The following is a 13,058-nucleotide window of genomic DNA, read 5'->3' on the forward strand; positions in this document are numbered from 1 at the left end:
CCTCTGGCGATGTGTCCCACGACGCCGTTCGATTCACGAGGTCATCGGTCTCTCCTCGCAGGGCGCGTTGTATCGCTTCTGTTGCTTCGGCGGGGCCGCGGCTGCGCAGCAAAGTCATCGCTTCGCGCATCGAGTTCAGGAAACCGTCATTGAATTTCATCGTATCTGTCCGTTGTCGGGGTTGGGTTTCGGGCGTCGCGCAGTTAGCGGATCCTGCCAGCGAGTGCCGTTTTGACGGCAGCCGATGCATGAAAGGCGCCCAGCACTACGACGCTGTCGATGGTCGCGAGCGCAAGTTCCGGGGAAACGTCGCCCGCAATGCTGGCCAGTCCCAGCACCTGAATGGTGAGCCGCTGATGGGCGGCACGAACCGCCTCGAGGTCCTGCCTTGAAAAATGCTGTAGCCCGAGCACGAGGGCACGGCGCGTCACCGTTTCGCGAACGACCCGGGCGTGCAGCGCGAGCTGGTTGCGTATGGCGGTTCGGATCAGGTCGGTCCGGTTCGAATAAAAGCCTTCTTCCACGAGCAGATCGATTTGCCCGAGATCCACAGGGCCGAGATTGATGGTGATTTTTTCCGACTCGCCGCCTTTCGGGCGATTCATGCTGGGCGCAGCGTGTTTTTTCATTTCCATCCTCTTGCCATCCATATAGATGGTTATAGGCTTATTTTCGCTGCGCCGCAACATATTTGAAAAAGCAGATTGCTGCCAACCGGTCGCGCATTGGCGTGAGTTGGGATCAGGAAGAAGACAGGTGGCGGAGGAAGCCGGGATTAGAGCGACTGTCGGGTGGCTACGGCCGAATATTGCGGGACTCACAGTGTCGCGACGACCTATAACTGGCTTTCTCCAAAGCGGCCGCTGTTTCAGACGTCAACGTGTTGTGTATCTATGACGTACGTCAGGAAGGAGGAACCGTGCAATGTCCGCGACGGTTGACTGGCGGCATTGTCGCGCGAGGGTGCGGTTCGCGGGCTTCCGAGTTGGCCCGGCGTTGTCGGACTGTAGCGCGGTCATTCCTGGTCGCAGTGCACCTCGAAGTGCGTTAGTATCGCAGGACCGAACGCATTACTGATCGCCACGTCGGCAGCGTCACGACCGTACGCCATCAATACACGCCCAATGCGCGGGGCGTTGTTTCGCGGATCGAACGTCTGCCAGGTACCGCCCACATAAGCTTCGAACCAACCCGCGAAATCCATCGGCGCAGCAACGGGCGGCAAGCCCACATCGCTGATATAGCCGGTGCAGTAGCGCGCCGGGATGTTCATTGCCCGACATAGCGTGACGCCGAGCTGCGCGAAATCGCGGCAGACTCCTTTGCGTTCCCGAAAAACATCCCACGCAGTCTTTGTCGGCCGCGCATATTCGTAACCGAATTCAATGTGTCGATGCACGAAGTCACAGATCGCGAGCACAGTCTCGCGCCCTGGCGCACACTGGCCGAAAAGCTGCCATGCGATGTCTACCAGCAGATCGGTCTCACAATAGCGGCTACCGAGCAGGAAAACCAGCGTATCGTCGGGTAGGCACTCTACGGGATGCCCCCAACCGTCGCTGGACCGCGTTTCCATCGCACCGGACACGTTTAGCAGCGCGGTCGTGCGCAATCCTATACGTCCGATGGGCGCGACGATCCGGCTGCACAGGTTACCGAACACGTCGCGGTACTGGCTGACCGGCACCGGCGGATCGGTAACGATCAGATCCGGCACGACGACATCCTTCGCGTGCGAAAAATGTGTGTTCAGCATCAGCATCATCGGCGTGTCCTGCTCGCACTCGTAACTCAATTCATAACCAACTCGCAGTTTCATTGCGACCGCCTTCACATAACAATTCAATCGGGTCCTCGGTAACGCTCACTTCGACATCCAGACCGCGAAACGCATCTGGTGCCCCTGTCCACGTTCCCCACAATGGCAAAGCCTGATGCTGATCCCATGCGACAGCCACCCGGATCAGGTGTTGATTTCCGATAATGCTGTTGGTCGGATCGAAATCCACCCAGCCAGCGCCTGGCAGGAAGATTTGCAGCCATGCGTGCGTGGCGCCCCCGCCTTGAATGGCGGCTCGATCCGGAACGAAGAGGTAGCCGCTCACGAACCGTGCGGCGAGACCCAGGGAGCGAACAGCGTCGATCATGAGAACGGCGAAATCCCGGCAGCTACCACTCCGACGGGACAACGTATCGGCCGGGCAGTAGACTCCCTTCTCCTCACGCCGGACATAACGAAATTCACCGTTGATTCCGGTTGTCATGGCACGCAGCAGGCCCATCGTGGACCTGTCGCCGGCTTGCGCAACGAAGCTCTGTGCCCACCTGTCGACGATGGCGTCGGGACTTCGCCGGCTGCTTGCATTCACGAGATCGGCCGCCTCTTCATCGGTGTATGCGAACGGCCAGCTTGCGGCATACGGTTCGATCGTATATTCCGGCGACGGCACCTCATGGTGTTCCAGTGTCATCGTGCTATCGAACTGGAGTTGAGATGCGTCGTCAGCGAAAGTGGCCACCGCGACAGAATTGTCGAATACGTCGTGAAGCCAGTGCAGGCGTACAGGCTGCGGCGTAATGATCAATCGTGAGGCCACGAGCCGTAGGTCGTGGCCGGAGCGCGGACGGAACATCATCCGATGCTCGCCGAAACTCACGGACGAAGAATAACGATAAGTGCTCTTATGCCGTACAGTGAGGCGCCGCGGCCCGCTCATGCTTCCGCCCGATCCAGGAATCAAGATTGCTGGAATAAACCTGCTGCGACAGGGCGATCAACCCGCAGACGTTGAACAATCTGCGTGGTGCTTTTCCGTCCGCTTGTCCGAATCTTCTACACAGGCACCGAATTGAAGATGACGTCCCTAGCATACGCCTTCGAGACATCTAAAGCTCGTTATCTTTTTGCGGTGCAAACGAAAGACTGCGCCGCAACGAAACTGCATCGCAGGGTAAGGCTGCTCTTCGTGGCACCTCATGCGACAGCGTGAGAATCCTGTCGATGGATTGCGCGACTCGCCGACCGATACCCGACATGTCTTGCCATAACGGGACTAAACTGAAGACACGACAAACCGGATCCGGGAGCAGTATCATGCGTGAAGCCACCCCTCAAAACACCTTTCGCGGTCTTCCTTTGACCCAGGAGCAGGACGCGGAAGTCAGGCACTACATCAAGAGGAAAAGACAGCGTGGCGCATCATGGGACACGCCGGAATTGAAGGCCATGCTTGACGACATGCTGGCGCCCCCGGACGACGAAGAAGGAGAGTCCGGGGAAACCGTCGACGAAACCCGCTCGGCCACCGAGCGCGCAACGGCTTCCATCACCGAGACGATCGAGCCCATTGAGGCCAGCGAGGAGCGGAATGCCGCGATGGAGGCCGAGGGAATGAAAGGACCGGGACGCTAGATTCCGGCTCCTGCGAACGTTCCCGGCATCCGGAGATGCGTGCCGGGCCGCCGCAGCGAGGGTGGCCGCCACGACGCGTCGAAAACCCGCTTCTTTTCACGTCCCACTGGCCGTCGGAAACGCCGGTTTCCACGCAATGCCTGCCGGAGCGATGGCAGGTGAGCATCTGCAATTGCGCTTGCATTGCTGGCCCAAAGAGCACACTCTCACGAGCAACGACACATTTCGCGCATCGTGCAGTCCCGGTTCGCGCTGCCTTGTTTAGCATGATCAAACGAACCAGCGCACCTTCACTTTCGTCGTCATCCGTCAGGCAAAGTGACTTCATCGTCGCACAGGAGGCGCGCGCCACCGCGCTGGAAAAGGCGGACAGCGAGCGCGCGCAGAAGCGGCGCGAAAACGACGCACTCCTCGATGTCAACGCCAGCAAGTGGCGATACGAAAGCCATCGATAACGAGATGGCAAAAGGCAATGTGGTAATCAACTTTCCCAATCCCAGCCGCATCCACGATGCGTCCAGACATTGCGTATGCTTCTGGGGTTACGACAACGCACGGTTGCCTTTCTGGTCGACGACGCAATGCTGACGAAGCTGAATTCCAGCACGGGTCCGGATGAGTCCACGCTGTTCGGGGTCTTCGACCGCAACCGCGACCGGATTCTGGGACTGGCCAGAAGCGTGTATAAAGGCGGCCCGCAAAACAGATATCCGATCTCGCTCGACTGAGGAAGCCCCGCGCCATATGAATCCACATAAGCGTCTCCGTCGCAGCGAGGAGTGAGAGCCGCATGTTCTACGCCGACCGTGCGGCGGGGCCGGGCACAACGGAGTTGTGCGGAACAGCCCGCCCGAAAATGGATGGCGACAGTCGCAACCAGCGTGCCCGGAATAGGCGACATAACGGTCGTTTCCGCAACTGAAAAAATCCAGGCGGAATATGAAGGCAAAAAGTCAATTGCACGGTAATCGCGAGGCGAAAAAACCCCGGCAACCCAGAAAATTGCTGTCCCCCTCCGTAGACGGACATGGACGGCCGCATCGAAAACCCCTGTTCCCAGCAAGCCGGCGAAAACGAAATAGCAGATGTCGTATTGCATTGATAGTATGCGTTTGCCTCACGGCAACACATGTGTCACGTGGGTGCACGATCATCGCAACAGCGGTATGCGTGCCGGCCTTGGGGCCGTTCATTCGCATGCGGGAATGTGCCGCTGATCTTTCGGCGTCGCTCCCGTTCTACGTTGTCCCGCACGAGTCGCCATTTTGCCCTTGTGCGAAGCGGCGCTCAAAGCCTCGCGAAGATGCTCAAAGCCTCGCAATTTTATCTCGCCGCCAATGGCCAACTGACCGCGCTTGAAGGCGGCATTGAATGCGGCGTCGGAACTACCAAATGGTCCATGCGAGCCGCGTGGACCTGCCTGAACGCTACCAGCGCCCGAAAATTCCCTATACGTGATCGGCTCAACGATGTAGTAGTCCAAGCCGCCCTTAAGGCACGGCCTGCTTTCGACCGTCGCCCTCATTTGCCAGCCATTGAAGGTGTCAAGGCGTGTTTCCATACGTCCTCCCGTTTGGATTCGGGAAGACCGTCGTACGATCGAAAGTTTGTTTCCCGGCCTCATGCTGCGCTCTATTGGCGCCTTCGGCAGGCTAAATCGCCTTGGCATGGTCAAAGGGCCGGAGTGTTTCGATGAGAGCGCTTTCCCTATTACTCGCAGTCGCGGGGACCGTGACTTCGGCATGCCTCTCCACCCAGTCAGGCTTGTAACGCGGTGGCCTTGAGTCCGAGCGCCTGCTTTGGGTCGATGTCGGGCCGTCGTAGCTGGTCACCTGCTGCCCGCGCTCTGCCTTCCGCATGGCTGGGGCGTGCGCACCGTCGGCGCCCTGCTACGGATCGGCTGCATCGTCGCGACGTGGGACGGCCATGCCGTGTTTTTCGTCATGGCGCAAAAGGACGCCGCCAAGCTGCAGCGCCGCTGCCGTACCGGTCGTGACTGCGCATGGTCGTGACTTGAGTGCGATCGCCGCCGACCGCGCGACTGGCGCGCGACCGAGCGCTGCTGCGCCGGGCCTTGCCCCGCATTGTGCATCGAGCGCGCGACGCTCTCTGCGAAGCTGGATGCCCCCAACGCCGAACGGGGCGAAGCGCAGCGCGCGGAGGCCACGCAGGACCGCGCCGCCTCCGCGCGCGCCCTGCCCTCGCTGACCCTGCAATGGGCGCCATGACTGCGCTGAGCGTGCCGGCCGCGCGAGCCGATCTGATCTCAAGACTTGCCTTCGCAGGCGTGCTCGAAGCTGTCGCCAGCTTCGCGTGGCTGTTCGCGCTGCGAGGCTCACTCGTGACTGAGATCGCGGTAACGCCCGCCACACACGGCAATCACGCCGAGATGGTAATGCCAGTCATGACCGGCGAGTAACGCCGTTGCGCCAGTCGTGACGGTCGCGCCCGCAGCCGAAGCCGCGCCGGTTCTCCAGCTCCCGTGATTGAGCAGACCGACGACGTGAGGCGAGTCCCGGCCGCCGTCGCCGCCGGCGAGTTGAGACCGACCGTGAGCGAAATCCGCAAATTCCTTGGCTGCTCGCAGACGCGCGCCGCCGCAGTCCGCAAGCAACTTGAACCCGAACCCTGAGACGACCATGAATTGCAACTGCTTCAGCGAAAAAGAAGAAAAGGTGGCCGCGAGGTTTTCCACCGATTTCGGGAACAGATTCGACGGGCATGAAAGAACGAGCGACCATCGTATGCTGGCAAGGTGGCAGGGTTCTCCTTGTCGAACGGGGACGATCACGGTGGTCATCGCCCGGTGGTACCGTGCGGCGAGAAGAATCCCCTGCGGATGCGGCGATACGCGAGCGAGGTGTCCACGCTGGCCGCCAGTGTGCCGACGCGCGAAATCGCGAAACTTGTTTTTTCGCACGAATGCCATAATTCGCCGTACGGTGCCAGACCCGCTGTCACCGAGGCGTTACCCCGGCTGCACTCATCGTTTTCCCGGGTCGGAAATGACACAGCCGGCCTTGCCATCGACGCGTTCGCAAACAAGAGAGGCCATGCAAAACCAGGCACGAGCGGATAGTGCCCCGCCTGACGGCTGGGGGCAGGACTGAGTCAGTGCTGGCGACGGCAACGCCATCGCGCTGCGCGAAGCGCAGGAAAACGGCAGCCATGAAACGGAACGTTGGCATCAGCGTCACGATGGCTCTCTGTTCCGGGCAAGTGTCGTAATCGAAAGCGAGCGGCGCTTCCGCCTGCTCGTGGAAGGCGTAACGGACTATTCGATCTTCATGCTTTCACCGGAAGGACTCATCTCCAACTGGAATCACGACGCGAAACGCATCAAGGGATATACAGCCGAAGAGGTCATTGGGTTGCATCTCTCGCGCTTCTACACACCTGAGGACATAGCCGCCGGGCTTCCACAACGCGCGCTTGAGACGGCCGCCCGCGAAGGACGGTTCGAATCCGAAGGCTGGCGTGTGCGCCGTGACGGCACCCGCTTCTGGGCACACGTTATCGTTGGCGCCATACGGGATGAAGACGGCACGCTCATAGGCTTCGCGAAGATCACGCGCGATGTCGCCGAAAAGCGACGCGGATGCACTACTCGAACAGACACGTGCGGCGCTTTTCCAGGCGCAGAAAATGGAGGCCATTGACAAGCTCACGGGAGGCGTCGCGCATGACTTCAACAACTCGCTGCAGGTTCTTCGCGGCAATCTCGAACTTCTGCAGGGCCGCTGCTGCCAGGATGAATGGTGCATGGAGCGGCTGCTCGCCGCGCTGGATGCCGTCGACCGCGGTGCAAGGCTCTCGTCCCATCTGCTCGCCTTCGGGCGCCGGCAGGCGCTGCGCCCTGTGCCCGCCAACCTCGCTGCGATGGTACGCGACATGGACGATCTGCTACGACGCGCATTGGGAGAAACGATCGAGGTCGAGACAGTTGTTGCGGGAAGTCTGTGGAATGCATTCGTCGATGTACACCAGCTGGAAAATGTCCTGCTGAATCTCGCGATCAACGCACGCGACGCGATGCCCGACGGCGGGAAACCGAGCCACACCGGGCGTTCATAGAAGCCCAGTTGCGTCTGCGGCGCAACGCCATGGCCATCTACCTGCATCTGGTGGACCGTCGCGGCGCCCCCAAAATGCGCAAGGATAGCGATGCGCAGCTTGCAGGCACAGCAGCCCGGCTCTGCCCACGCCAGCACGACGCAAGCTGATCCTTCGCAACGTCACGATTTAGTTTGCTTTCCGATCGCAAAGAGCGCATGGTGAAGAACCCAGATGTACCTGACCGCGCATTTTTGTATCCGGACAGGCATCGGCTCATGACGGTCAGGATCGCTTAAGGAGCGTGCCTTCATTAGCATCCCACGATCGAGTATCAGGGGCACGAGCTACGTGCCTACTCTCACCAGATATTTCCCCCCACCGCGATCCTTACGCAAAAGGACCAAGGCAGTTCTCCTCCTTCGTACGGATTGACACGATCCCTTCCGACGAAGTCAAGGCGCGGCGGCACGCAACGTTATCCGGTGCGTCAAGTCCCGCCACAATGGACGACGCCATCGGCATCGCGATGCAGTATGGCAAAGACATCGTCGATGGCAAGGTTCGGGCAACAGAACTGTGACATATCGCGTGTGAATCCACCCGCAGTTGACTGGAGCAATTCATGCAATATCCGTTTTATGTGCAGCGCGACGGCGATAACGCCTTTCGTGCCAGTTTTCCAGATCTTCCGCGGGCAGTTGCGCGCGGGCGGTCGTTTGATGAACTTAAGGGCAACGCACAGGACGTCGTCGAGCTGATGTATGACCGCAGCGAGGAGCTCATACCCGCGCCGACGTGCAGTACGTCGGAATTGCAATCGCTCGACATGGACGATGGGCAGGGAATCTGGATGTTCATCGAGATCAATCTCACGCGTGTCACCTCCAAAGCCGTGAGCGTTCAGTTCAGTCTGCCCGAGAGCCTGCTGCAGAGAGTCGATGCTGCAGCAAAACAACGCTGCTCCACGCGCTCCATGTTCTTTACGCAGGCCGCAGTACACGAGCTCGCGAACCGGGACGAAACGTGAACGTCGCAGGTGCGGGTTATCGGGCGCATAGGCAGATAGACGGTGAGATCGCTCGCGCGGCGGTAGATTTCGGAGACGTGAAGCCGCTTGACGATGTGCCGCACCGTCGACCCATCCAGCGCGCCGCTAGCCTTGTGATTCTCCGATGAAGACAGTAATTCTTCATGGCGGATGACCACGTCGAAATGCCAGCCTGGCCATAAAGACAGCCTGTTCCAGTATACCGGATCATCCATGCAAGGAATTTCATGTCACGCTACCAGTTCGAAGCCGATCTGACCCATCTCGAACAGATCATTCCGTTACTTTTACGCGGAAATCCGCTTGCGCTATCGTACTGGCGGCGTCGTGTGTCTTCGCTATCGGCGCAGCAGGGCTTGCTGCCCGATGGAAACAGGCGGTTGACCCGACTGCTTCAGGTATTCGAGGAAGTTGAGCGCGCATTGATATTGGGCAAGCCCACCGCCGGTCGGCCACCGCGGTAAAACCGGCCGCGTGCGCAGTCTCGCCGCGAGGCCCGCGACAGCGGCGGGAGCAGCGAGGCCGTTTGTACGCCACACCTGCTTACCCCGCTCGGAGAACTGGCCGCAACTATGCTCCGCGTCGGCCTCCGTTCCTCCTATCGCCATTTCCCCGCCTGCCCGTCACTGCGTTTTTGGCTTCTGCATGTGCCGCGCTGTCATGGCTTCATCGTGCGACCTGCCAGCGTAATTCATGGTCATGTTTCAACTCCAGGAAAACAGTCCTTTGAACCTGGCAGCCTGCCCCGTGAGTGTCATTTCCGGATTGGCAATCCCAACTGCGTGCGTAGCCCGTCCAGGACATGGTGCTCATCCAACCAACGGATCTCCCGCTTGCGCAGAATGCTGCGCCTATATTGCCGTAACGACACGCTGAACATCAGCGCGAGCCCAACCACGATGCCCCACATTGCGTGCGTCATATCGTCCTTACATCTGTTCGCGCTTGACATCGGCGATTGGCCGGCACGGTCGAGAAACGGTGCGCGTACGCCAGGCGTTTTCAAAAGAATCACACTGAATCGGCCAGTGCCACTGCGCAGCCAGTCTCGAATCGGATGCGCTAACCAATGGATAGCCGGCGCGTCGACGTGTTCTCGTCCTTGCGATGCCGCTACCGATGCCCTGGGGAAACATTCATGCGCCAGAGCCGTACCTCATGAAATCGAATATCGATTCCGCGGACCCGCGACATACTGCTTTTGCGCGATTTCGAGCACCTTCTCTCGAAACTCGTCAAAGACATCGAGCAACGAGCGCTCGTCGGATCCCACGCCGGGCAGCAGGTTTCTGAGCACGGCGTCGTTGACCATGAAGGTAATTTCGCGCGAATTGTCGTACCCCCAGAAACACACGCAATGTCGGGAGGCATCGTAGCTACGGCTCGGATTGGGAAATTGAAGCACTGTCGTCAGCTTTTCGGGGACGCAGCCGGGTAGCGCCACTTACTGGCGCTGGAGTCGATCGTGGCATCGCTGACGCGTCGTTTCTCTGCTCTCGCAGCATCAGCAGCGGCGAGTATATGAGCGCGTTTCTTGCGTTCGATAGCATCCCCGCTCTCTCTGCGGATTGAAGCCGAAGCACTTTTAAACTGCAATTGCATGATGACGTCCTGAAGCGGGAGGCCACGCATGTGCGGCCAGTCCTGCCACTGTATACCCTTTGCCTGCCACCGACGTCTTTATTTACCAGAAGCCCAGTGAAGTTCCGCTTTCCAAAACGTTTGTTCATGTCGACGTGGACCAAACGACCGCTTCTTGAAGTTACTGCAATCGCAAACCAAAACCGGATGGCGTCAGATGCTGCGCCAACGATAAAGAATCCTGCACGCGGCGGCAGTTCGCAGGAGATCTGCTGCCGAAGCCTGCGAGGGAACAGCCGCCCAGCCGTTCCCACCCCTCGCGTAGTTGCTCGCGGGTCTGGCCGGATCGGTCGTTGCGGGTGCATGCAACATGCGCGGACATAGCGCGTATAGTGGTTGTACTCGCCGATCCAGGCGTGCAAAAGGGAATTATTGTGGAAAACCAATCATGTGTGCCGTATCGCGGGTATACCATCGACGTACAAGTCGTACGAAACAAGTCGCCATCACTTGATGGTCAACAGCTTCGGTACGCCGTCTCCTGGACGATCCTTGGCTTCGACCCCCTTGCTACTCCCGTCCTTAGCCTTCCCGAACAGTTGAACTTCCTTTCGCCCGAAGCCGGATTCGCGTATGCCGAGCGGCAAGCGAAAAGATTCATCGACGGTTGCATCAACGATCCAGGTACTGACGTCGCGCCAACGTGAAGAGCGTGTCCTGTCGCCTGGCGTTGAGGTCGGGCATCGTCAGACGCCTACGGGCATTCCCGTTGCACTCGCGAATGCGCTTGCTCGCGTGGCAACGATCTGTCATCCGCGATTTGCGGCGGTTTGCTGTCGACGGGGCAAATGCACGGCGAAAACCGTTTCCTTTTCGTCAGAGCGCGCCTCGATCTCTCCTCCATGGGCCCTGGCAATCGCTCGCGCGATATACAGTCCGAGTCCCAGCCCGCTATCTTCATTTCCGGCCGCTGGGTGAGGGCCACGCTGGAGGGGATCAAAGATGCGCCCGATGTTCGAACTTGCAATGACGGGTCCGATATTCTTCACTTCCATGGTGACTTCCGCGTCATCGCAGGTGACGTGCACACGTATTTGCTCGTCCGGCGTACCGTATTTGATTGCATTCAGAACAAGATTGCCGAGCAACTGCTGAAGACGACGGCCATCCCAGATTCCCCGGCAATCGCCGGCAACCTCCAGGTCGACCTGTCGGTCTGGATGCACGGCGCGCAATTGGTCCAGCTCATCTGCGAGAACCTTCTCCAGATCAATATTGGTCGGCGCGATATTGATGTCGAGTCCGAGCCTGGTTCGATTGAAGTCAAGCATATCGTCCAGTAGCGCCTGCATGCGAGCGCCGCTTCTGATCAGCCGGGATGCAGCCCCGGATACGGCTTCTCCCGCGTTCAACGCCGCCAGATAGGATGCGGTCATCTGGATGGTCTGCAAAGGACTGCGCATGTCGTGCCCCAGCATGCCGAGCAACAGATTGCGTGCCTGCTCTACCTGAGCGGTAAAAACGCTTACCGATTCGGCGATGGCCTGATCGATGGCCTCATTGAAGCGGGCGATGTCGGCCGGATTTCCGGCATAGGGTTGACAGCTGTCCAGCCATAGCCTGAGGACGCTGGTGCGTAGGGCCCGATACTCGGCGAGTAGCTGATTGATGTCGAAGCCTCGCTGTGCCAGCAGAATTGCATGCATCTGCGCTGCCGTCTCTGGCGCACCGGCCAGCAGTGGTGATAGCCCTGAGGATGCACTGATCCGCGCCTCTGCGAGCTCATGGGTCGCAAGGTCTTTTGCGACGCTCGCCAGAATCTGTGGCGCGTGGTCCCGTAAAGCCAATGACCCGAGCTCGGCCGCTGCGGGCAGTAACGTACCGGCGAAGGCTTCCCATTCCGCAAGGATCGTCTCCATGTCATCGAGGATGAAGTCCGCCAACCGCATATCTGCCCCTTAAATGAGCTACAGGCATGCAAAAAATATTTTTACGCAATCGAGGACGAAGAGCAAATGAATGATTGGTTCGTCGGGCTCGTTAATTGCGCGTCCTTCCATATCAGGAGGACTTGATGCCGATCGATAGTACCCCGCGCCTGCTCATCGCTGATGACGACTCTCATGAGTTAGCGGCATATTTATTGTTTCTGGAAACCTACGGCTATGAGATACGAACGGCTGGCGACGGTGCGCGCGCGCTGACGGAATACTGCACGTGGCATCCACACGCCGTTGTACTTGATATCCAGATGCCAGGGATGGACGGGCATGCGGTTGCAAAAGAGATCCGGCGCTTGCAACCTGAGGTGGCCACACTATTGATAGCGGTTACCGCGCTTTCATTGCCGTCTGACCGGGCCGACACAATTCGATCGGGCTTCGATCATCACCTTGTAAAACCGGTCGAGCTTCCGGTGCTCGGGGCAAAATTAGCCCGGTACTTCGGGACCGGCGCAGCTTTCCGCCAGGCAGACTGATGCTACTGGCGGCACGTCGAACGAAAGTGATTGCCGCTGCTCAGCAGCATGGGATAGCGGCTGGCAAAAACCGGATCACGCGTCACAGTGCTCGAGGCGTTCCGTCTGGGAAGCATGAAGGCTCACCTGGCTCGTTAGCTGAAGCCCTGCAGTATCGTTCATGTTAGTCTCTGACAACGAAAAGGAGACTTTCATGCAGCGGGTGATTATGTATCGCGGCTTCGAGATTCACGTCGAATTGACTCCAGCTGCTCAGGACACCTTTCACGTGAGTTTCCAGATAAAAGGCGGCACAAACCTCGAAGTGCTGGGCGTTCGGGGAGATCGTATACCACTGCGCAACGGCCCCTTCACTGAACGATGGGCCTACCTGGTAGCTGAAATCGCCGGTCAAGCGGCAATCGACGTCCTGCTTGGCCCGGTCGACTGAGTGCCGTCGTCGTTTCTCCCGGGCGTCCGCTCAGCGGTCATATGGAGCGCGA

The 13,058-nt window shown here is 59.2% G+C and carries 16 protein-coding genes and 3 pseudogenes; 11 read left to right on the forward strand and 8 right to left on the reverse strand.

Annotated elements, in window-relative coordinates:
- The 4 genes and pseudogenes from BTH42_RS36235 to BTH42_RS33330 all read right to left on the reverse strand — a co-directional run.
- Positions 1–160, reverse strand: a pseudogene (locus BTH42_RS36235) (poly(3-hydroxyalkanoate) depolymerase); the annotation flags it as partial.
- A 43-nt stretch (positions 161–203) separates the two neighbouring features.
- Positions 204–629 carry a CopG family transcriptional regulator gene (locus BTH42_RS33320; protein ID WP_075305445.1) on the reverse strand — a complete coding sequence of 142 codons (426 nt, stop codon included), beginning with the start codon at positions 627–629 and terminating at the stop codon, positions 204–206.
- Between the two features lie 386 nt (positions 630–1,015).
- Positions 1,016–1,819 carry a transglutaminase family protein gene (locus tag BTH42_RS33325; RefSeq protein WP_075305435.1) on the reverse strand — a complete coding sequence of 268 codons (804 nt, stop codon included), beginning with the start codon at positions 1,817–1,819 and terminating at the stop codon, positions 1,016–1,018.
- Complete coding sequence (locus BTH42_RS33330) at positions 1,797–2,717, reverse strand: transglutaminase family protein (protein WP_075305436.1); 921 nt, start codon at positions 2,715–2,717, stop codon at positions 1,797–1,799. Before BTH42_RS33330 ends, BTH42_RS33325 begins: the two co-directional genes overlap by 23 nt.
- Before the next feature lie 377 nt (positions 2,718–3,094).
- On the opposite strand from BTH42_RS33330, the gene BTH42_RS33335 reads away from it, so the two are divergent.
- The 3 genes and pseudogenes from BTH42_RS33335 to BTH42_RS33345 all read left to right on the forward strand — a co-directional run bounded on the left by BTH42_RS33335 (position 3,095) and on the right by BTH42_RS33345 (position 4,140).
- Complete coding sequence (locus BTH42_RS33335; protein WP_075305437.1) at positions 3,095–3,412, forward strand: hypothetical protein; 318 nt, start codon at positions 3,095–3,097, stop codon at positions 3,410–3,412.
- Between the two features lie 266 nt (positions 3,413–3,678).
- On the forward strand, positions 3,679–3,867 hold the full coding sequence (locus BTH42_RS33340; protein WP_075305446.1) for a hypothetical protein: 189 nt from the start codon (positions 3,679–3,681) through the stop codon (positions 3,865–3,867).
- Between the two features lie 4 nt (positions 3,868–3,871).
- Positions 3,872–4,140 (forward strand): annotated as a pseudogene (locus BTH42_RS33345) (DUF1488 domain-containing protein).
- Between the two features lie 461 nt (positions 4,141–4,601).
- On the opposite strand, the gene BTH42_RS35750 reads toward BTH42_RS33345, so the two are convergent.
- Positions 4,602–4,973 carry a hypothetical protein gene (locus BTH42_RS35750; protein ID WP_178392292.1) on the reverse strand — a complete coding sequence of 124 codons (372 nt, stop codon included), beginning with the start codon at positions 4,971–4,973 and terminating at the stop codon, positions 4,602–4,604.
- Between the two features lie 307 nt (positions 4,974–5,280).
- Between BTH42_RS35750 and BTH42_RS36240 the strand changes: the two genes are divergently transcribed.
- Entirely contained in the window at positions 5,281–5,424 is a 144-nt protein-coding gene (locus BTH42_RS36240) for a hypothetical protein (protein WP_256702504.1), read from the forward strand.
- Between the two features lie 323 nt (positions 5,425–5,747).
- Here the strand turns inward: BTH42_RS36240 and BTH42_RS36245 are convergent, their stop codons facing one another.
- Complete coding sequence (locus BTH42_RS36245; protein ID WP_372237305.1) at positions 5,748–6,212, reverse strand: hypothetical protein; 465 nt, start codon at positions 6,210–6,212, stop codon at positions 5,748–5,750.
- On the opposite strand from BTH42_RS36245, the gene BTH42_RS36535 reads away from it, so the two are divergent.
- The 4 genes and pseudogenes from BTH42_RS36535 (at position 6,134) to BTH42_RS33375 (ending at position 8,980) form a co-directional block, all read left to right on the forward strand.
- A complete protein-coding gene (locus BTH42_RS36535; protein ID WP_075305438.1) occupies positions 6,134–6,343 on the forward strand; it encodes an NUDIX domain-containing protein in 210 nt (69 codons plus the stop codon). The genes BTH42_RS36245 and BTH42_RS36535 overlap by 79 nt on opposite strands.
- 203 nt (positions 6,344–6,546) lie before the next feature.
- A pseudogene (locus tag BTH42_RS33360) lies at positions 6,547–7,462 on the forward strand (PAS domain S-box protein); the annotation flags it as partial.
- A 628-nt stretch (positions 7,463–8,090) separates the two neighbouring features.
- Positions 8,091–8,495 carry a type II toxin-antitoxin system HicB family antitoxin gene (locus BTH42_RS33370; RefSeq protein WP_075305439.1) on the forward strand — a complete coding sequence of 135 codons (405 nt, stop codon included), beginning with the start codon at positions 8,091–8,093 and terminating at the stop codon, positions 8,493–8,495.
- Between the two features lie 248 nt (positions 8,496–8,743).
- Positions 8,744–8,980, forward strand: a complete 237-nt coding sequence (locus tag BTH42_RS33375) for a hypothetical protein (protein WP_075305440.1) — start codon at positions 8,744–8,746, stop codon at positions 8,978–8,980.
- A gap of 692 nt (positions 8,981–9,672) precedes the next feature.
- On the opposite strand, the gene BTH42_RS33380 is transcribed toward BTH42_RS33375, so the two are convergent.
- On the reverse strand, positions 9,673–9,930 hold the full coding sequence (locus BTH42_RS33380; protein ID WP_178392293.1) for a DUF1488 domain-containing protein: 258 nt from the start codon (positions 9,928–9,930) through the stop codon (positions 9,673–9,675).
- A 583-nt stretch (positions 9,931–10,513) separates the two neighbouring features.
- Here BTH42_RS33380 and BTH42_RS33390 point away from each other — a divergent pair.
- Positions 10,514–10,804: a hypothetical protein gene (locus BTH42_RS33390; protein ID WP_256702506.1), complete on the forward strand. Its 291-nt coding sequence runs from the start codon at positions 10,514–10,516 to the stop codon at positions 10,802–10,804.
- Positions 10,805–10,906: 102 nt separating this feature from the next.
- Here the strand turns inward: BTH42_RS33390 and BTH42_RS33395 are convergent, their stop codons facing one another.
- Entirely contained in the window at positions 10,907–12,046 is a 1,140-nt protein-coding gene (locus BTH42_RS33395) for a sensor histidine kinase KdpD (RefSeq protein ID WP_075305442.1), read from the reverse strand.
- Positions 12,047–12,171: 125 nt separating this feature from the next.
- On the opposite strand from BTH42_RS33395, the gene BTH42_RS33400 reads away from it, so the two are divergent.
- On the forward strand, positions 12,172–12,576 hold the full coding sequence (locus tag BTH42_RS33400) for a response regulator (RefSeq protein WP_075305443.1): 405 nt from the start codon (positions 12,172–12,174) through the stop codon (positions 12,574–12,576).
- Positions 12,577–12,769: 193 nt separating this feature from the next.
- On the forward strand, positions 12,770–13,006 hold the full coding sequence (locus BTH42_RS33405; RefSeq protein ID WP_075305444.1) for a hypothetical protein: 237 nt from the start codon (positions 12,770–12,772) through the stop codon (positions 13,004–13,006).
- The last annotated feature ends 52 nt before the right edge of the window (positions 13,007–13,058 follow it).

This window comes from Burkholderia sp. SRS-W-2-2016 (assembly GCF_001931485.1).
Lineage (GTDB): Bacteria > Pseudomonadota > Gammaproteobacteria > Burkholderiales > Burkholderiaceae > Paraburkholderia.

Bases quoted from the DNA above. Each gene is read 5' to 3' on its own strand.
- BTH42_RS33320 (WP_075305445.1), bottom strand. From the start codon at position 629: ATGAAAAAACACGCTGCGCCCAGCATGAATCGCCCGAAAGGCGGCGAG.
- BTH42_RS33325 (WP_075305435.1), bottom strand. From the start codon at position 1,819: ATGAAACTGCGAGTTGGTTATGAATTGAGTTACGAGTGCGAGCAGGAC.
- BTH42_RS33330 (WP_075305436.1), bottom strand. From the start codon at position 2,717: ATGAGCGGGCCGCGGCGCCTCACTGTACGGCATAAGAGCACTTATCGT.
- BTH42_RS33335 (WP_075305437.1), top strand. From the start codon at position 3,095: ATGCGTGAAGCCACCCCTCAAAACACCTTTCGCGGTCTTCCTTTGACC.
- BTH42_RS33340 (WP_075305446.1), top strand. From the start codon at position 3,679: ATGATCAAACGAACCAGCGCACCTTCACTTTCGTCGTCATCCGTCAGG.
- BTH42_RS35750 (WP_178392292.1), bottom strand. From the start codon at position 4,973: ATGGAAACACGCCTTGACACCTTCAATGGCTGGCAAATGAGGGCGACG.
- BTH42_RS36535 (WP_075305438.1), top strand. From the start codon at position 6,134: ATGAAAGAACGAGCGACCATCGTATGCTGGCAAGGTGGCAGGGTTCTC.
- BTH42_RS36245 (WP_372237305.1), bottom strand. From the start codon at position 6,212: ATGACCACCGTGATCGTCCCCGTTCGACAAGGAGAACCCTGCCACCTT.
- BTH42_RS33370 (WP_075305439.1), top strand. From the start codon at position 8,091: ATGCAATATCCGTTTTATGTGCAGCGCGACGGCGATAACGCCTTTCGT.
- BTH42_RS33375 (WP_075305440.1), top strand. From the start codon at position 8,744: ATGTCACGCTACCAGTTCGAAGCCGATCTGACCCATCTCGAACAGATC.
- BTH42_RS33395 (WP_075305442.1), bottom strand. From the start codon at position 12,046: ATGCGGTTGGCGGACTTCATCCTCGATGACATGGAGACGATCCTTGCG.
- BTH42_RS33400 (WP_075305443.1), top strand. From the start codon at position 12,172: ATGCCGATCGATAGTACCCCGCGCCTGCTCATCGCTGATGACGACTCT.
- BTH42_RS33405 (WP_075305444.1), top strand. From the start codon at position 12,770: ATGCAGCGGGTGATTATGTATCGCGGCTTCGAGATTCACGTCGAATTG.